Raw genomic sequence first — 17,216 nt, 5'->3', positions numbered from 1 at the left:
TCCACGGGAGCGTACGGGCGGCCGGCTCGGCGGACGGCCGCCGGATCACCCATTGGGCCGCTCCTTCGCCGCCGCCGCCCGCGCCATCTCCTCCAGCTGGGCCAGCATCGGCATCGGGTCCACCCCCACCGTCCCCGGCAGGAAGTCCGCGATCCGCTCGGGCGTCCAGGGCGCGCCCTCCGCGTAACCGGCCCGCAGCTCCCTCGGCTGGGCCCAGACCGCGATCTTCGGGCCCGCGATCGTGTACACCTGCCCGGTGATCTTCTCCGCGCGCGCCCGGTCGGAGAGCAGGTACGTCACCAGGGCGGCCACGTCCTCCGGTTCGCCGATCTCCTTCAGCTCCATGGGTACGTTCGCGGACATCCGGGTCCGGGCCACCGGGGCCACCGCGTTCGCGGTCACGCCGTACTTGTTGAGGCCGAGCGCCGCACTGCGGACCAGCGAGATGATGCCGCCCTTGGCCGCGCTGTAGTTGGCCTGGGCGACGCTGCCCTGGTGGTTGCCGCTGGTGAAGCCGATGAGGGTGCCCGAGCCCTGTTTGCGCATCACCGCCGACGCGGCCCGGAAGACGGTGAACGTGCCCTTCAGATGGGTGGCGACCACCGGGTCCCACTCCTCCTCGGACATGTTGAAGAGCATGCGTTCGCGGAGGATCCCGGCGACGCACACGACGCCGTCGATCCGCCCGTACCGCTCCAGTGCGACATCGACGATCCGCTGACCGCCCGCCATCGTCGAGATGTCGTCGGCGACCGCGACCGCTTCGCCGCCCGCCGCCTCGATCTCCTTGACGACGGACTCGGCGACCTCGCTGGCGGGTTCACCTCCCTCGATGGAGACGCCGTAGTCGTTGACGACGACCTTCGCGCCCTCGGCTGCGGCGGCGCATGCGACCGCCCTGCCGATGCCACGCCCGGCACCTGTCACGGCGATGACTTTGCCTGCCAAGAAGTTCCCCATGTCCGGCCCCTTCCCGCGGTTTCTGACGGACCGTTAGATTTTACGGGTAGCCAGTCAGCCGAGCACAAGCCCCCTGGAGGCCCGATGTCCCTGCCGGCGGAATTCCACGACATCGCCAAACGTGTGAACAACTGGGGGCGTTGGGGCTCCGAGGACCAGATCGGCACCCTGAACCTGATCACCGACGAGGTCGTACGGGAGGCCGCGGCGACCGTGCGCACCGGCCGCCGGATCCCCCTCGCGATACCGCTGGAGCACGACGGCGTACAGACCGGCATGATCCCGGGGCGGGTGAACCCGCTGCACGCGATGGTCCAGATCAACCAGGAGCTCTTCGGCCCCGGCACCGTCGCCACCAGCGACGACATCGTGACGATGAGCCTCCAGACGGCGACCCACTGGGACGCGCTCACCCATGCGTCGCACTCCGGGAAGATCTACAACGGCCGCCCCGCGACCTCCGTCACCGCGCACGCGGGAGCCGAGTTCAGCGGGATCGGGACCGTGCGGCACCTGGTCTCGCGCGGCGTACTGCTGGACGTGGCGCGCGCCCGGGGCGTGGACCGCCTGGAGGGAGGTCATGCGGTGACGCCCGAAGATCTGGAGGCGGCGGAGGAGTTCGGCGGAGTCAAGGTGCGCGCCGGGGACGTCGTGCTCGTACGGACCGGTCAGATGCAGCTCTACCTGGGCGGCGACAAGCACGGCTACACCTATCCGTCGCCGGGACTGTCCGTCCGTACGCCGGAGTGGTTCCACGCCAGGGATGTCGCCGCGGTCGCCAACGACACCGTCACGTTCGAGGTGTTCCCGCCCGAGATCGAGGATCTCTGGATGCCCGTGCACGCCCTGGACCTGGTGGAGATGGGCATGCTCCAGGGCCAGAACTGGAATCTCGAAAAGTTGTCCACAGCCTGTGCAGAAGAGCGGCGGTACGCCTTCCTGCTCACCGCGACACCCGAACCCTTCGCGGGTGGCACGGGATCACCGGTCGCGCCGGTGGCCGTCCTGTGACGGGCGACCGGCTGGAGGTGCGTTCCGGATGACGGCAGAACCGCCCGCCATCTCCGCACCATTACGACCGACTTATTACCTTTTGCGCGTCACGCAGGACGGGTGACCTGGCGTACGGGCTGATACCTGGGCTCGCAGGTGCCTTCCGTGCGCCCCGGCGCACCACCCGCGGCCTCGCACACGCCCCGGTCCACCTCGCACCAGATGGACTTGCCGCGCCCCTCGGCCTGCCAGCCCCAGCGGTCCGCGAGCCCGTCGACCAGCTCCAGGCCACGGCCGTTGGTGTCCTCGCCCTCCGCGTGCCGCGGCCGGGGCGGGCAGGCGCTGGTGTCGGCGACCTCGACCCGTACCGTGCCCGCGTCGTCGGCCGGGCCGAACAGCATCCGCAGCACAGCCGGACAACCGGTGTGCACCACGGCGTTGGTGACCAGTTCCGAGATCAACAGAATGAGCGTCTCGGCCAGTGGCTCGTCGACCTTTATTCCACATCCGACGAGCCTGGACCGCGCCCATCTACGGGCCCGTCCCACCTCCGCGGGATCGGGTCCGATCTCCAGCTGCACCTGAAGCACCTGCACCGCTCACACCATCCGAACCGGCCGGGGGTACCCCCACCCTTTTCAAGCACCGGGGGAACATCGCCTAGCGCCTCCCAGGAGTCACGGACCGTGATTCCCTTGAGAGACAGCATGGTTGACGTACAGTCACCGCAACAAGCGCTTCGGGCATATTCCAGCGCGAAGGAGTAGGCGTGGTGCATACTGTGCGACGCCTGTTGCGGACAGTCGAACGAGGGCACTTCTCGCACCCACGTACGGTGCGAACGGCACGCATTCCCCGCCCGGTGTCCACCTCACAGGCAACACCGGGACATCCGCGCAACACGGTCGTTCGCATCACTCGGAGCGTACCGGAGCGCGGCCCCGACTCCGGCCCGTGACGAGTCCGCCGGAGGACACAACCCGATATCAACGCTCGGTGACCCCGCCGCGACGGCCGCCGTGGCGCCCGCCGGACAGCGGCGGCGGCGTCGGTGGCGGAGCCCCCGGCGCCTCACAACCGGGACGCGACCAGTTCCTCGGCCTCGGCCGCGGTGATCCACTGCCCGGCCCTGACCCAGGCCCGCTTCAGGTGGAGATGAACATCTGCCTCCCAGGTGAATCCCATACCGCCGTGGACCTGGAGACAGTCCCGGGCGTTACGGACGGCCGCGTCGTCGGCGAGCAGCTTCGCACCGGCCGCCTCGTACGCGTCGGGCACGCACGCGCCCGTCACGTCCGCCTCGTCCGCCGCCGCCTCGGCGGTGACGGCAGCCGCGTACACGGCCGCCCTGGCGATCTCGGTCCGTACCAGCATCTGCGCGCACAGATGTTTGACGGCTTGGAATGCTCCGATGGGCTGTCCGAACTGTTCGCGCTGCCGGGCGTGTTGGACGGCCAGCTCGGTGGTGCGGGCGGCGCTGCCGAGCTGGAGCGCCGCCGTCAGCAGCGCCGCGGTCAGCGCGGGCGCGTCCGGTGGCAGCGTCAGGGTCACCACGTTCGTGCCCGGCGGCAGGACCACGTCCGGCCCGGCGGTCCGTTCCCCGCCCACCCGGTGCAGCGGGGTCAGCGGGTCCACCGACCGGATGGGGCGGGCGCCCTGGGCGAGGTCCTGGCCCAGCACGTCGTCGGCTTCCGCCAGCCACTCCACCAGGGCGCCGTCCGACGCGGTGACCACCGCCTCCCCGGTGTCGGCGCCCGGCACCGCGCCGGCCGCGAGGTGCGTGGCGACCAGCGGGCCCGGCAGCAGCGCCCGCCCCGCCTCCTCGAAGACGAGTACGGCCTCGGGCAGTCCGAGCCCGACACCGCCCCGCGCCTCGGGGAGCCGCAGCGAGAACAGCCCGGCGTCGCCCAGCTCCCGCCACAGCGCCCGGTCCAGGGTGCCCCGGTCCACGGCCGCCCGCAGTGCCTCCCGGTCGAAGCGTCCGGCGAGCAGCTCACGGAAGCCGTTGCGCAGGGCCAGTTGATCGTCGGTGAGCCGGAAGTCCATCAGCGCCCCTTGGGGAGGCCGAGGATGCGCTCGGCGACGATGTTCTGCTGGATCTGCGAGGTACCGGCGGCGATCGTGTACGAGAGCGAGGACAGCCGGTCCTGGTTCCAGGGGTGCGAGAGGTCCAGCGCGTCCGGTCCCAGCACCTCGGCAGCCACCTCGTACAACTCCTGGCGGGCGTGCGAGTAACGGAGTTTGAATACCGAACCACCGGTACCCGGCACCCCGCCGCTGCGCTGGGCCTCGCTCACGTTCCACTGGGTGAGCCGCCACAGCGCGGCGAACTCGGCGCCGATCCTGCCCAGTCGGCGGCGGAGCACGGTGCCGGACCAGCGGCCGTTCTCCCGTGCGGCGCGCGCCAGTTCGCCCAGCGCGCGGCGGCAGGCGACCACTTCGCCGACGAAGGCGGTGCCGCGTTCGAAGGACAGGGTCACCATGGTGACGCGCCAGCCGTCGTTCTCCTCGCCGACCCGGTCGGTCACCGGGATCCGTACCTCGTCGAGGAACATCTCGGCGAACTCGGTGGATCCGGCGAGGGTCCGCAGCGGCCGTACGGTCACCCCGGGCGCGTCCATCCGCATCGCCAGCCAGGTGATCCCCCGGTGCTTGGGGACGCTCTCGCTGACCGGCTCGGTACGGACCAGCAGTTCGCACCAGTCCGCGACCTCGGCGTGCGAGGTCCAGATCTTGGACCCGCTGACCACGTAGTGGTCGCCGTCGCGGACCGCGCGGGTCCGCAGCGAGGCCAGGTCGGAGCCCGCGTCCGGTTCGCTGAACCCCTGGCACCAGATCTCGTCGCCGCGCAGCACCGGCGGCAGCCAGCGGGCCCGCTGCTCGGCGGTGCCCTCGGCGGCGACGGTCGGGCCCGCGTGCAGCAGCCCGACGAAGTTCGCCCCGACGTACGGCGCCCCGGCCCGCTCCGTCTCCTCCAGGAAGATCAGGTGCTGGGTGGGGGTGGCGCCGCGCCCGCCCGCGTCGGCGGGCCAGTGCAGCCCCGCGTACCCGGCGTCGTACAGCATCCGCTGCCACGCCGTGTCGTACGCCCGCCGTCCCGGCCAGTCCAGCGGATCCGGCGCGGGCGGCAGCGTCGGGAGGGCCTTGGCCAGCCACTCCTTCAGCTGCCCGCGGAAGACCTCCTCCTCCGCCGTGTACGTGAGGTCCATCAGCGGCCGGTCCTGCCCGGCTTGTCGAAGTCGAGGTCCAGCATGCGGATCGCGTTGCCGCGCATCAGCTTGTAGACGGTCTCGTCGTCGAGCCCCTTGACGTGCTCCAGGGCGACCTCCTTGGTGTTCGGGAAGGTCGAGTCGACGTGCGGGTAGTCCGTCTCGAAGGTGGCGTTGTCCCGGCCGACGGTGTCCAGCGACGCGACCCCGTGCATGTCGCGGAAGAAGCAGCAGAAGATCTGCCGGTAGTAGTACGTCGACGGCGGCTCGGGGATCAGGTCCTTCACCCCGCCCCAGGCCCGGTGCTCCTGCCAGACGTCGTCGGCGCGCTCCAGGGCGTACGGGATCCAGCCCATCTGGCCCTCGCTGTACGCCAGCTTGAGCGCCGGGAACTTCACCAGCACCCCGGAGAACAGGAAGTCCATCATCGACGCCATCGCGTTGTTGAACGACAGCGAGGCCTGCACCGCGGGCGGTGCGTCCGGGGAGGCGGCGGGCATCTGCGAGGACGAGCCGATGTGCATGTTGACGACGGTCCCGGTCTCCTCGCAGACCGCGAAGAACGGGTCCCAGTACCCGGAGTGGATCGACGGCAGCCCCAGATAGGTGGGGATCTCGCTGAACGTCACCGCCCGCACCCCGCGCGCGGCGTTGCGCCGGATCTCGGCGACCGCGAGGTCGATGTCCCAGAGCGGTATCAGGCAGAGCGGGATCAGCCGGCCGCCGCTGTCACCGCACCACTCCTCGACCATCCAGTCGTTGTAGGCGCGGACGCAGGCGAGCGCGACCTCCTTGTCGTGCGCCTCCGCGAAGGTCTGGCCGCAGAAGCGCGGGAAGGTCGGGAAGCAGAGCGAGGCCTCGACGTGGTTGAGGTCCATGTCCTTCAGCCGCGCGGCCGGGTCCCAGCAGCCGCGCCGCATCTCGGCGCGGGTGATGCCCTCCAGGGTCATCTCGTCGCGGTCGAAGCCGACGGCGGCGATGTTGCGCTTGTACGGGAACTTCAGGTCCTCGTAGATCCACCAGTCGGTCGGCGGGCCCGCCGGGTCCATGGTGATCTGGTACTTCCCCGCCACATAGGCCAGCTCGCCGATGCCCGCCGTCAGCGGCTTCGGCCCGCGGTCCCGGTACTTCGCGGGCAGCCAGGTCTCGAAGAGATGCGCCGGTTCGATCACATGGTCGTCGACGCTGATGATCCGGGGCAGTTCGGTCATGGTGTCCCTTCCGGCGTATCCGGTGGCCGGACATCCGGTGCGCGGATATCTGATGGCCCGTCAGAAACCAGGCTAGCCCCGACCCTCTGGACCGACAAGGCGCAGAGCCCTACGCTCTCCGCACGATCTGACTACCCGTCAGTTGTACTGTCTGCCGCGAGGGAGTTCGCCGCATGGACGAAACCGCGCACGCACTGGGCGCGTCCCGCACGCTCTGGGAGCTCATCGAGCGCCGGGCCGCGCTCACCCCGGACCGGCCGGTCCTGCTCCAGGAGGACCGCCGCCTGACCTTCGGCGAACTGCGGGACCGCTCGGAACGGGTCGCCGCCGGGCTGTACGGCATGGGCGTACGGCCGGGAAGCGTCGTCACCTGGCAGCTGCCCACCCGGATCGAGACCGCGCTGCTCTCCTTCGCGCTGGCCAGGATCGGCGCGGTGCAGTCCCCGGTGATCCCCTTCTACCGGGACCGCGAGGTCGGCTTCGCGCTGCGCGAGTCGCGGGCCGACTTCTTCGCCGTACCGGGCACCTGGCGCGGCTTCGACCACGGGGCGATGGCCGAACGACTGGGCGCGCGCGGGGTGTTCGAGGCGTACGACGACCTGCCGGACGGCGACCCCGCCGTCCTCCCGCCGCCGCCCACCGACGGTACGGCGGTGCGGTGGATCTACTGGACCTCGGGCACCACGTCCGACCCCAAGGGCGTGCTGCACACCGACCGTTCACTGATCGCGGGCGGCTCCTGCCTGGCCCACGCGCTCCAGCTGTCGGCGTCCGACGTCGGCTCGATGGCCTTCCCCTTCGCGCACATCGCGGGCCCCGACTACACGGTGATGCTGCTCCTCTACGGCTTCCCCGCCGTGATGTTCGAGCACTTCGCGATGCCCGCGGCGCTGGAGGGCTACCGCAGGCACGGGGTCACGGTCGCGGGCGGGTCCACCGCGTTCTACTCGATGTTCCTCACCGAGCAGCGCAAGGACCCGGACCGGAAGCTGATCCCCACCCTGCGGCTGCTGGCCGGGGGCGGGGCGCCGAAACCGCCGGAGATCTACCACGCGGTCGTACGCGAGATGGGCGTCCAGCTCACCCACGGGTACGGCATGACCGAGGTCCCCATGATCACCATGGGGGCGCCCGACGACACGGCGGAGAACCTGGCCACGACGGAGGGCCGTCCGCCTGCCGGGATGGAGATCCGCATCGTGGACGAGGCGGGCAAGCCGGTACCTGCCGGGGTGGACGGGGACGTGCGGCTGCACGGGGAGGCGGTCTGCCAGGGGTACGCGGACCCGGCCCTGGCGGCGGACACCTTCGACGCGGACGGGTTCCTGATCACCGGCGACGTCGGGCACCTCACGGAGAGCGGCCACCTCGTGCTCACCGGGCGCGTGAAGGACATCATCATCCGCAAGGGCGAGAACATCTCCGCCAAGGAGATCGAGGATCTGCTCCATGAACACCCGGGGGTGGGGGACGCGGCGGTGATCGGGCTGCCGGACCCGGAGCGCGGGGAGCGGGTCTGCGCGGTGGTCGAGCGGGCGCCCGGCGCCGGGGAGTTGACGCTGGCCGAGGTCTCGGCGTTCCTGCGCGGCCAGGGGCTCTCGGTGTACAAGCTGCCGGAGCAGCTGGAGGTGGTGGACGCGCTGCCGCGCAACGACGCGCTGCGGAAGGTGCTCAAGTACAAGCTGCGGGAGCGGTACAGCTGACGGCTGCCGTCCGGTGCGGGGGCGGGCCGACAGCTGACGGCCGTTGTCCGGTGCGGGGTCAGGCCGAGATCGGGTGGGCGGCGCCCGGTGCGGGGTCAGGCCGAGATCGGGTGGGCGTCGTCCTCCGCCGTGGCCTCGTACACGTCCGCGTACACGTCGAAGAGGCGGCGCACGCCCAGCGCGGCCAGCACTTTGTTGACGTGTGCGGCGCCGCCCCGGCCGGACATGCCGCCCACCGAACCGTCGGACGGCAGGATCAGCCGCAGCCGTCCCTGACAGGAGCGCATCAGCCGGCGGGCCGCGATCAGGACACTGACGCCGCTGGAGTCGCAGAACACCACGTCCGAGAGGTCGAGCACCACGTCGTGGCAGCCGACCGCGACCGCGTCGTGCACGCGCTGGCGGACAGCGGGCGAGCTGACCAGATCCATTTCGCCCGATATGCGCAGCACGAGCCATACACCGTGTTCGGCTTCCCTCACGTTCAGCATCACGGGACTGGACCTTTCAGCTGTCGGTCCGGAAGATCCGGAAGTTTCCGTTCCACCTCGCGGCTGCCCCACCACCCCCTCATGAAACACCGTGCGCACAGGGAACACGCGGAAGGTTTCGGACAGAAAGATCATATTTGACCGCCCAGGTCTGGCCAAAAGCTGTCGCTGTCGGCCCCTTTACCACCTCGGGCCGCCCAGAGGCCGCACTTGGTGCAAAGAGGCGCACTCCACTGCCCGTCCGACTACTGTCGGAGCGACGAGGGGCAGATGTTTGGGGGCCTAATGCCGAAGGACGCACCACCCCGCTGGGACCGCAGGATGCAGCAGCGACTCGCACGGGGCGAGGCCGCCGCGCTCGGAGAGCTCTACGACCGGTTCGCGTCCCTCGTACACAGCCTGGCCCACCGCGTGCTCGACGACGACGAGGCCGCCGACCGGATCACCCGCGAGGTCTTCGTCCACATCTGGGAGCACCCCGACGAGTACGAGCCCAAGCACGGACCGATGCGGTCCTGGGTCGCCGCACTCGCGCACCGGCAGGCCGTTCAGCAACTGCGGCTGGCGGAGACGGCGTCACTCGCCACCAGCGGCGAAGGCACCACGGAGGAGCTGGAGCAGAAAGTGCGCAGAGCATCCGCCGCAGCCCGCGCGGACTACATCGTCACCTCCATGCCCGCTCCGCTGCGGAAGGCGCTGGAACTCGCGTACTTCCAGCGCAGGGACTACCGGCAGACCGCCGCCGACCTCGGCGTGACCGAGGACGAGGCGCGCAGACGGCTGCGGCTGGGACTCCAGCTGCTCTCCACGGCCAACACCCGCCCGGCGGACGGGGCGCCACCGCCCGGATACGGCCGTGCGCTGTGACCGGGCCGGCCGAGGAGCGGTCCGGACGCCCCGGTGAGGAACTCCCCTCGCGGATACCGGGACCACGCGGGGCCGCCGACGACCTCGCGTTCCTGCCCACGCCGCCGGTGGAGCTCTCGCACAAGGTGCTGCGCTCGCTGCTCGGGGCCTGGGCGCTGTCGGCCTGCTCGCCGGAGGAGACGGAGTCCGTCGAGGCCCATCTCCCCGAGTGCGCGCCCTGCGCCGAAGAGGCGCTGCGGCTGCGGGACGCGGTGGCGCTGCTGCACACCGAGCGGAGCCTGGACCTCGACCCGCTGCTGCGTTCCCGGGTCCTTCAGGGCTGCCTGGGCCGAAGGCCCGCCCGTATCCCGGTACCGGAGTGGGCCGCGCCCTACGAGACGGAGACCGCCAGGCTCGACGCCCTGCTGAACGACTTCGGCGACGCGGAGTGGCACGCCCCGGTCCGGCTGAAGTGGTTCGAGGAGGAGCACCCGACCTCCCGGCGGACGACGGTGGCCGGAGTCATCGGTCACCTGCTCGCCGTGGACGGCCTGGTGTCCACGGCGCTCGGACTCGACGACGGCCTGAACGGCGCCCTCGGCGACGACGCGCCGCGCTCCCCGGCGGAGCGCACCGCCCGGTACTGGCGCACGCTCACCGAGCCCGCGACCCGGACGATCCGGGAGCCGTGGCGCGCGCAGTCCCACTCGCTGATCCGCGCGGCTTCCTTCGCGGGCCCCCGGGCCACCGAATTCGCCGTACCGTACGGGGGCTTCGCCCTCCCGCTGGGCGACTCGCTCCTCGACCGGGCCTTCGAGTGCTGGGTGCACGCGGACGACATCGCGAACGCGGTGGACTATCCGTACGACCCGCCGACCTCCGCGCACCTCTACCGGATGATCGACCTGGCGGCCCGGATGCTCCCGGTCACCCTGGCGGGCCGCCGCAGCACCGGCCTGGCGGGCCCGCCCCGCGAACCGGTCGCGGGCACACCGGGCCGTTCGCTGCGGCTGGAGATCGAGGGCATCGGGGGCGGCGAGTGGTACATCGCCCTGGACTCCCCGGCGCCGGGCTCACCGGACCACGCGGTGGCGCATGTGGCGCTGGACGGCGTGGAGTTCTGCCAGCTGGCGGCAGGACACGTGAAGCCCGAGGAGGCGGTGGCCGGTCAGGAGGGAGACCGGGAGGCGATCCGCGACGTACTCTTCGCGGCGGCTTCGCTGAGCCGGATGTAGCCGCGCGCTCCGCCCCCGGGCCCCGGGCCTTTCGCGAAAGGCCCGGGATCGCCGGGCGCGCCCGGGGGTTACGCGAAGACCACCGTACGGCTGCCGTTGAGCAGGATCCGGTGCTCCGCATGCCACTTCACCGCCCGCGCCAGCGCCTGGCACTCCACATCGCGCCCGATCGCCACCAGTTGGTCCGGGGTGACCTGGTGGCCCACCCGCTGGACCTCCTGCTCGATGATCGGGCCCTCGTCGAGGTCCGCCGTCACATAGTGCGCGGTCGCGCCGATCACCTTCACGCCCCGGGCGTGCGCCTGGTGGTACGGCTTCGCGCCCTTGAAGCTCGGCAGGAAGGAGTGGTGGATGTTGATGATCCGGCCGTTCAGCGCCTTGCAGAGATCGTCGGAGACGACCTGCATGTAGCGGGCGAGCACCACCAGCTCGACGTCCTCCCTGCGGACGATCTCCAGCAGTTCGGCCTCGGCCTCGGCCTTGTTGTCCTTCGTCACCGGGATGTGGTGGAAGGGAATCCCGTACGAACCGACCAGCTCGGCGAAGTCCGGGTGGTTGGAGACGACCGCGGCGATCTCCACCGGCAGCGCACCCGTACGGGAGCGGAACATCAGGTCGTTCAGGCAGTGGCCGAACTTGCTGACCATCAGGACGATCCGCATCCGCTCCTCGGCGCGGTGGATCTGCCAGTCCATCCCGAAGGTGTCGCCGACGGCGGCGAAGCCGGCCCGCAGCTTCTCCACCGTCACCGGCTGCTCGGCCGCGAAGTGCACGCGCATGAAGAAGAGACCGGTGTCGCGGTCCCCGAACTGCTGGCTGTCCTCGATGTTGCACCCGGTGATGAACAAGGAGCTCGACACGGCATGCACGATGCCCTGCTTGTCCGGGCAGGAAAGGGTGAGGACGTACTGGTCGGTCATGCCCAGTAGGGTGCCACAACCTGTCCGCCGTCAGGCGGCGCCGGTCACGATGCGGAGCACTTCGAGGGTGCGGGGCGGTACGTCCGGGTCGTCACCGTCGGCCGCGGCCAGCCTGACGTGCGCCTCGCGCGCGGCCCGTACCGCCTCCGGCCAGCCGTGGTGCTCCATGTAGACCGACACCTGGGCGTCCGCGCCCACCTGGTGCATGATGCGGAGCACCCGCAGCACGGCCACATCGACCAGGGCGGCCTCGCCGGAATCGCGGAAGACGGTCCCGACGTACTTCTCGGCGGACCAGTTGTCGAGCCAGGTGTCCTCGACCAGCCGGTACACGGCGTCGGTGACGTCCCCGTACTCCTCACGGCCGGTCAGCCAGAACTCCTGGTGGAAGACGGGGTCGGAGAGCATATGCAGCGCAGAGCGCACATTGGCGCGCCAGCGCCACCACGGCATGTCGGTGAGCGGCATGCCGCCCATGGTGGTGGAGCTACGGCCGCGGCGGGAAGCGTTCGGGGAACCTTGCACGATTTCGATCGTACGTTCCTGGCGCGGGGCGCCTGTCGGACCCCCGCAATTCACCCTGCCGTCACCCTGTGTCGAGGCCCGACCACCGTCGCGTTACCCCTGGGGCGGAAGTGTTCCGGTCCATGACCGGTTGGCGACGTTTCCTCACCGTCCTCGCACTCAGCACCGCCGTCGTGGTCCCCTCGCTCACCGGCTGCGGGGTACTGCCGGGCGGTTCGGGCGGCTCCCGGGAGCCCCTCACCGTCATGACCTGGGCACCCGAGGGCACCAGCGGGACGAACATGCCGGGAATGCCCGCCCTGGCGAGGGCGTACGCCCGCGCGGTCAACGCCCGGGGCGGCATCGACGGGCACCGGCTGAGGATCATCACCTGCAACGACCGCAACGAGCTGATCGCCGCCGGGACCTGCGCCCGGCGGGCGGTCACCGAGGGCGCGGTCGCGGTCGTCGGCTCGTACAGCCTCTACGGGCAGTCGTTCATGCCGGTGCTCGAAGCGGCGGGCATCCCGTACCTCGGCGGCTACGGCGTCTCCACGGAGGAGTTCCGCTCGGCGCTCTCCTACCCGGTCAACGGCGGCCAGGCGGCGCTGCTGGCCGGCAACGGCAAACAGCTCGCCCGGGACTGCGAACGGGTCGCGCTGGTCCGCCCCGAGACCGTCGACGGCGACGAGCTCCCCGTCCTCCTCGACACCGGCCTGGCCGAGACCGGCAAGGCCCCGGCGGCCGACATCCGGGCCACCGAGAACGCGGGCGAGTACGGCGCCCAGGCCGCCGCGGCGCTGCGGGCGGTGGGCGCCGGGCCCGACGAGCCCGCGCGGCTCGGCCGGGCGGGAGCGGCCGAACAGGCGGCCAAGGGGTGCGTGACGGCGGCGCTCGGCGGCCGTACGGAAACCTTCTTCGACTCCTTCCGGCGACTGGAGCGCCCCGGCCAGCAGGTCAGGATCGCCTCGGTGCTCGGCAGCATCGGGCAGGGCGTCGTCGACAGCACGGGCGGCAAGAACGGCCCCTACGAAGGGGCGTACGTCACCGGCTGGTACCCGGAGTCCACGGACGCGCGCTGGCAGCCGATGCGGGACGTGATCACGGAGTACGCCTTCGGGGACAACAGCCTCGACCCGGCCGACGCGGGCGTGCAGACCACCTGGATCGCGTACACCGCGCTGAAGCAGGCCGTCGAGTCGCTCGACAGGAACCGCGTCACGGCCGACGACCTCACCCGGGCGCTGGACGGCGGACTCGCCGTCCGCACGGGCGGGCTCACCCCGACGCTGCGCTGGGGCGTCCAGGACATGCTGGCGTCCCGGGACTTCCCGCGGCTCGTCAACCGCGAGGTGACGTACCAAGTGGTGCGCGAGGGGCGGCTGGTGGCGCTGCGCAAGGGCGCGGTGGATGTGGGGCCGACGCTGGAGAAAGCCTCACTCACCGGGTGACGGCCCGGCCCGGCGGGGGGCGGTCCTGTCCCCCGGCGGGTGAACTGTCCCGCCGGGGTGACGGCCACCCGCCGGGGCGAGAGCCGTCCCGCCGGGTTACGGCCTTTCCGCCGGCCCTGGCACCGTCAGAGCTGGTCGACCCTGCGCGTCGTCAGGCTGTACTTCTCCGCGATGGTGTTCCACAGGCCCGACGCCTGCTTCTTCGCCGCGGTCGCCTGACCACTGGCCGCGTCGCCCCGGCCCGCCGCCTCGGTCCGCTTGGCGCGGCCGTGCTTGCAGCCCTTCTTGCCCTTGTCCGCGACGTTGCGGGCCCACGCGGCGTACTGCTCGTCCGCGGTGGCCGACGCGTTCCACGCCGTGGTGAGGGAGGACGTCAACTGCGCGTGGTCCGGGAGCTGGTCGACCGAGAGGGCGCCCAGCCGGGTCACCAGCGAGTGCCGCTGCTTCGCCGCGCCGCTCAGGTCCTGCTCCGCCTGGTCCAGGTTCTGGCAGGAGTTGATGTGGGCGACCGCCGCGATCACCGCGGAGCGGCTGCTGTTGCTGTCGGCGAGGAGCTTGTCGAGCGCGACCGCCTGCGCCTTCGCGGGGTCCTCGGCGGCCTGCGCGGGCTTCGACGCCGCGGTCTCGGTGGAGGCCGCGGGCTGCTTGTCGTCCTTGGTGTCCGAACCGCCGCCACTGAGCAGTGCGCCCACTCCCAGCCCCACGACGGCGATACCGACGACGGCCGCGGCGATGAGGGGCACCCGGGAGGACCTGCGCCGGTCCGCGCCGGCGGCGGCGCGGGAGCCGGGCGGCGGGGGCTGCGGGGCGTACTGCTGCTGCGGCGGAGGCGGGGGCTGCTGCCCGTACGCACCGTTGCCGTACGGGGCGTTCCCCCGGCCGTTCCCCGGGCCGTTCCCTGCCGGGCCGTTCCCCGGGCGGTCGTTCCCGTACGGCTGCTGCGCGTCGAAGACCGGCAACTGCTGTGTCTCACCCGCCGCTTGCGGGCCGGACGCGGCGTCCGAACGGAAGAGGCTGTCGAACTCGGCGGGCGGCACGCGGTCCTCGGGGGCGCCCGGCCTGATGTCGTACGGAGCGGCGGCGGGCGCGGCCGGGACGGGCGGCAGGAACTGCGTCGCGTCGGCGTCCGAACCGGGGGCCGCGCCGGGCTGCGGGTGGTGGCCGAGGAACTGCGTCGATTCCGCCGGGCTCTCGGGCGGTACGGAGATGGGCGCGATGAACTGGGTGGCGTCGCTGTCCCCCAGCCCCAGCCCCATTCCCATTCCGGGAACGGCCTCGGGAGGCAACGGCTGGGCGTACGAAGGCGATTGCGGCTGCGCCTGCGGGTGCATCGGGTGCTGCATCTGCGGCATCGGCTGCGCCTGGGGGGCCTGAGGGGCCTGAGGGGCCTGGTACGGCAGGTGCTGCTGCGGCTGCTGCGGCTGCTGCGGGAGGTGCTGCTGCGGCTGCGGGAGGTGCTGCTGCGGCTGCTGCGCCTGCGGCAGCGCCTGAGGCTGGTGGGGCTGGGACAGCGCCTGAGGCTGGTGGGGCGACTGCATGTACGGCTGGGACTGCGGCTGTTGCGCCGGTATCTGCTGCGGCGGCAGCGCCTGCGCGTCCTGCGGCCCCCAGGGCTGACCCCACGGCTGCCCACCGGCGGGCACCGTGTGCTCACCGGCAACCTCGGGCACCCACGGCCCACTTCCGTCCGAGGGCAGTACGACACCTTCGTGCGCGCGCCGTACAGCGGGAAGCTGCGGCTCGTCGCCCTGTCCGTTCTGCGTCACCGGGACTCCTACTGCACGTGGACCTACGGAATCGTCGGTTCACGCTACCGGGTGAACCGACGCGTCTGCCACGGGGCGCCGGACCGGGGTGTGGGATGTAACACATGGGCCGTGCGGGGCGCTGATATGGGGGCGGTGGAGGCGGGCGGGCGCTTCGCGTGGCTTGTTCCCTCCCGCCCCCACCAGGTGGTCACCCGGAGATCGACGACGGCCACCGGCCGGGTCCAGGACCTGTCCGGTCGATGGCCGCCCACCGCCCCCGTTCCCGCCCCCGTTCCCGGCGCGGTCCCGGACAACCGCTACGCCGCCTGGATCTCCATCCGCGCCCCCAGTTCCCGCACCGACTTCTCCTCCCCGAACGGTTCCAGCCGCTCCCGCAGATCGTCCAGATAGTCCGCCCCCCGGTGCGAGCGCACCGTGCTCAGCAGCTCCACCGCCCGCGTCCCCGTCCGGCAGGCCTCCTCCACCTCTCGTTCCTGGACGTGCGCCGTCGCCAGCAGCACCAGGCCGATCGCCCTGCGGCGGGTCTTGGTCACCGGGAGGCCGGCCAGAGCCTCCTCCGCACGCCGGACACCCGCCGCGCCCTGGCCGAGATCGCGGTGGCAGTGGGCCAGTTCGTCGGCCAGGTACGCGGGATCGAAGTGGGTGATCCACTCCGGGTCGTCGCCGGATTCCTTGCCGGACTCGGCGCGGTCCATCGCGGCGAGCGCCTGGGCCGCCACCGCCTGGGTCGTACGGGCGTCACCCATCAGCGCGTGACCGCGCGCCTCCGCCGCGTAGAACATCGACTCCACACGGGACGTGACCCGCCCGCGCGCGCCCTCCTGGGCGGCCCGCGCCAGTTGGGCGATCTCGCGCGGGTTGCCCAGCTGGGCCGCGAGATGGCTCATCGAGGCGGCCAGCACATATCCCCCGTAACCGCGGTCGCCCGCCGCCTGGGCCAGCCGCAGGGCCTGGATGTAGTAGCGCTGGGCAAGTCCGGGCTGGCCCGTGTCGACCGCCATGTACCCGGCGAGTTCGGTCAGCCGGGCGACCGCGCCGAACAACTCCCGGCCCACCCCGTCCCGGTACGAACCGGCCAGCAGCCCGGACACCACACTGTTCAGGTAGTGGACGACGATCGGGCGCACATGTCCGCTGCCGAAACGGTGGTCGAGTTCGGTGAGCGCGGCGGTCGTGGCCCGCACCGCCTCGACGTCCGACCTGCCGACCCGCGCCCCGGCGGCCCGCGCCACCTGTGGGTCCGCGCCGGTGATCAGCCAGTCGCGGCTCGGCTCGACCAGCGCCGAAGCGGCGACCGTGGAACCCGAGAGGAAGTCCCGGCGCCCCACGTCGCTGCGCCACAACTCGCAGACCTGCTCGATCGCACCGATCACCGTCGGCGCGAAGTGGAGCCCGACGCCGGACGCGAGGTTCTTGCCGTCGGCCATGCCGATCTCGTCGATCGTGACCGTACGGGTGAGCTTGCGGCCCAGCGCTTCGGCGATGACGCCCGGTGCCCGGCCCCGGGGCTGCTGCCCGCGCAGCCATCGCGCGACGGACGTCTTGTCGTAACGGAGATCGATACCGCGTTCCGCGCCGACCATGTTGACGCGGCGGGCGAGGCCCGCGTTCGAGCAGCCCGCTTCCTGGATGAGTGTCTGCAGCCGTTCGTTCGGCTGGCGGGCGACGAGAGGCCTGGCGGCCATGAGTACCCCCTGAGACGTGCGGCGATCAATGATGCGGTCAGGCTGATCACTGCCCGGCAAATGTCGGGAGAATGCGCTGAAAAGCGGGAGTAATCCCGGCATTCTCCGTGCACCCCCGCAGATGGACATCGGCATGGATACCCGCTCGCGGGGTGCATTCGCGTACGCGCCCCCGTTCGTGCCTCCATGCGCCCCATATGCCGGGAGCCCGCCCCCGCGACGGGTGCGGTGCGCCCGTA

15 protein-coding genes are annotated in these 17,216 nt (G+C 71.6%); 5 read left to right on the top strand and 10 right to left on the bottom strand.

All coding sequences use genetic code 11. From position 1 onward, the window contains the following. Positions 1–45 precede the first annotated feature (45 nt). Positions 46–960, bottom strand: coding sequence for an SDR family NAD(P)-dependent oxidoreductase (locus NBY69_RS14180; RefSeq protein ID WP_250301223.1), 915 nt, complete (start codon positions 958–960; stop codon positions 46–48). A gap of 84 nt (positions 961–1,044) precedes the next feature. Between NBY69_RS14180 and NBY69_RS14175 the strand changes: the two genes are divergently transcribed. Next, on the top strand, positions 1,045–1,971 hold the full coding sequence (locus NBY69_RS14175) for a cyclase family protein (protein ID WP_250301222.1): 927 nt from the start codon (positions 1,045–1,047) through the stop codon (positions 1,969–1,971). Between the two features lie 89 nt (positions 1,972–2,060). Here NBY69_RS14175 and NBY69_RS14170 read toward each other — a convergent pair whose 3' ends face one another. The 4 genes from NBY69_RS14170 to NBY69_RS14155 all read right to left on the bottom strand — a co-directional run bounded on the left by NBY69_RS14170 (position 2,061) and on the right by NBY69_RS14155 (position 6,373). Beyond that, positions 2,061–2,549 carry an ATP-binding protein gene (locus tag NBY69_RS14170; protein ID WP_250301221.1) on the bottom strand — a complete coding sequence of 163 codons (489 nt, stop codon included), beginning with the start codon at positions 2,547–2,549 and terminating at the stop codon, positions 2,061–2,063. 475 nt (positions 2,550–3,024) lie between these two features. After that, positions 3,025–3,999 carry an acyl-CoA dehydrogenase family protein gene (locus tag NBY69_RS14165; protein ID WP_250301220.1) on the bottom strand — a complete coding sequence of 325 codons (975 nt, stop codon included), beginning with the start codon at positions 3,997–3,999 and terminating at the stop codon, positions 3,025–3,027. Then, positions 3,999–5,162 (bottom strand): acyl-CoA dehydrogenase family protein, encoded by a 1,164-nt coding sequence (locus NBY69_RS14160; protein WP_250301219.1) that lies wholly within the window; start codon positions 5,160–5,162, stop codon positions 3,999–4,001. Before NBY69_RS14160 ends, NBY69_RS14165 begins: the two co-directional genes overlap by 1 nt. Continuing rightward, positions 5,162–6,373, bottom strand: a complete 1,212-nt coding sequence (locus tag NBY69_RS14155) for an amidohydrolase family protein (RefSeq protein WP_250301217.1) — start codon at positions 6,371–6,373, stop codon at positions 5,162–5,164. Before NBY69_RS14155 ends, NBY69_RS14160 begins: the two co-directional genes overlap by 1 nt. Before the next feature lie 173 nt (positions 6,374–6,546). Here NBY69_RS14155 and NBY69_RS14150 point away from each other — a divergent pair, with 173 nt between their 5' ends. Next, positions 6,547–8,076 (top strand): class I adenylate-forming enzyme family protein, encoded by a 1,530-nt coding sequence (locus NBY69_RS14150; RefSeq protein ID WP_250301215.1) that lies wholly within the window; start codon positions 6,547–6,549, stop codon positions 8,074–8,076. A gap of 95 nt (positions 8,077–8,171) precedes the next feature. On the opposite strand, the gene NBY69_RS14145 is transcribed toward NBY69_RS14150, so the two are convergent. Then, the gene (locus tag NBY69_RS14145; RefSeq protein WP_250301213.1) at positions 8,172–8,570 is read right to left on the bottom strand and encodes an STAS domain-containing protein; all 399 of its coding nucleotides are present in this window, start codon (positions 8,568–8,570) and stop codon (positions 8,172–8,174) included. Between the two features lie 282 nt (positions 8,571–8,852). On the opposite strand from NBY69_RS14145, the gene NBY69_RS14140 reads away from it, so the two are divergent. Together NBY69_RS14140 and NBY69_RS14135 are read left to right on the top strand one after the other, a co-directional pair. Then, complete coding sequence (locus NBY69_RS14140; protein ID WP_250301212.1) at positions 8,853–9,434, top strand: RNA polymerase sigma factor; 582 nt, start codon at positions 8,853–8,855, stop codon at positions 9,432–9,434. After that, a complete protein-coding gene (locus NBY69_RS14135; RefSeq protein WP_250301210.1) occupies positions 9,431–10,648 on the top strand; it encodes a zf-HC2 domain-containing protein in 1,218 nt (405 codons plus the stop codon). Before NBY69_RS14140 ends, NBY69_RS14135 begins: the two co-directional genes overlap by 4 nt. 68 nt (positions 10,649–10,716) lie before the next feature. On the opposite strand, the gene purU is transcribed toward NBY69_RS14135, so the two are convergent. Together purU and NBY69_RS14125 are read right to left on the bottom strand one after the other, a co-directional pair. Then, positions 10,717–11,568: a formyltetrahydrofolate deformylase gene (purU, locus tag NBY69_RS14130; RefSeq protein WP_250301206.1), complete on the bottom strand. Its 852-nt coding sequence runs from the start codon at positions 11,566–11,568 to the stop codon at positions 10,717–10,719. A gap of 30 nt (positions 11,569–11,598) precedes the next feature. Then, the gene (locus tag NBY69_RS14125; protein ID WP_250301359.1) at positions 11,599–12,045 is read right to left on the bottom strand and encodes an SCO4402 family protein; all 447 of its coding nucleotides are present in this window, start codon (positions 12,043–12,045) and stop codon (positions 11,599–11,601) included. A 170-nt stretch (positions 12,046–12,215) separates the two neighbouring features. Between NBY69_RS14125 and NBY69_RS14120 the strand changes: the two genes are divergently transcribed. Continuing rightward, a complete protein-coding gene (locus NBY69_RS14120) occupies positions 12,216–13,523 on the top strand; it encodes an ABC transporter substrate-binding protein (protein ID WP_250301204.1) in 1,308 nt (435 codons plus the stop codon). A 125-nt stretch (positions 13,524–13,648) separates the two neighbouring features. Here the strand turns inward: NBY69_RS14120 and NBY69_RS14115 are convergent, their stop codons facing one another. Together NBY69_RS14115 and NBY69_RS14110 are read right to left on the bottom strand one after the other, a co-directional pair. Next, entirely contained in the window at positions 13,649–15,289 is a 1,641-nt protein-coding gene (locus tag NBY69_RS14115) for a hypothetical protein (RefSeq protein WP_250301202.1), read from the bottom strand. Between the two features lie 299 nt (positions 15,290–15,588). Continuing rightward, a complete protein-coding gene (locus tag NBY69_RS14110; protein WP_250301201.1) occupies positions 15,589–16,977 on the bottom strand; it encodes a transcriptional regulator in 1,389 nt (462 codons plus the stop codon). Positions 16,978–17,216: the final 239 nt, after the last annotated feature.

Source organism: Streptomyces sp. A 4/2, from assembly GCF_940670765.1.
Classification (GTDB): Bacteria; Actinomycetota; Actinomycetes; order Streptomycetales; family Streptomycetaceae; genus Streptomyces.
This window is presented reverse-complemented; position numbering and strand designations above follow the sequence as displayed.

Bases quoted from the DNA above. Each gene is read 5' to 3' on its own strand.
- NBY69_RS14180 (WP_250301223.1), bottom strand. From the start codon at position 960: ATGGGGAACTTCTTGGCAGGCAAAGTCATCGCCGTGACAGGTGCCGGG.
- NBY69_RS14175 (WP_250301222.1), top strand. From the start codon at position 1,045: ATGTCCCTGCCGGCGGAATTCCACGACATCGCCAAACGTGTGAACAAC.
- NBY69_RS14165 (WP_250301220.1), bottom strand. From the start codon at position 3,999: ATGGACTTCCGGCTCACCGACGATCAACTGGCCCTGCGCAACGGCTTC.
- NBY69_RS14160 (WP_250301219.1), bottom strand. From the start codon at position 5,162: ATGGACCTCACGTACACGGCGGAGGAGGAGGTCTTCCGCGGGCAGCTG.
- NBY69_RS14155 (WP_250301217.1), bottom strand. From the start codon at position 6,373: ATGACCGAACTGCCCCGGATCATCAGCGTCGACGACCATGTGATCGAA.
- NBY69_RS14150 (WP_250301215.1), top strand. From the start codon at position 6,547: ATGGACGAAACCGCGCACGCACTGGGCGCGTCCCGCACGCTCTGGGAG.
- NBY69_RS14140 (WP_250301212.1), top strand. From the start codon at position 8,853: ATGCCGAAGGACGCACCACCCCGCTGGGACCGCAGGATGCAGCAGCGA.
- purU (WP_250301206.1), bottom strand. From the start codon at position 11,568: ATGACCGACCAGTACGTCCTCACCCTTTCCTGCCCGGACAAGCAGGGC.
- NBY69_RS14125 (WP_250301359.1), bottom strand. From the start codon at position 12,045: ATGGGCGGCATGCCGCTCACCGACATGCCGTGGTGGCGCTGGCGCGCC.
- NBY69_RS14120 (WP_250301204.1), top strand. From the start codon at position 12,216: ATGACCGGTTGGCGACGTTTCCTCACCGTCCTCGCACTCAGCACCGCC.
- NBY69_RS14110 (WP_250301201.1), bottom strand. From the start codon at position 16,977: ATGGCCGCCAGGCCTCTCGTCGCCCGCCAGCCGAACGAACGGCTGCAG.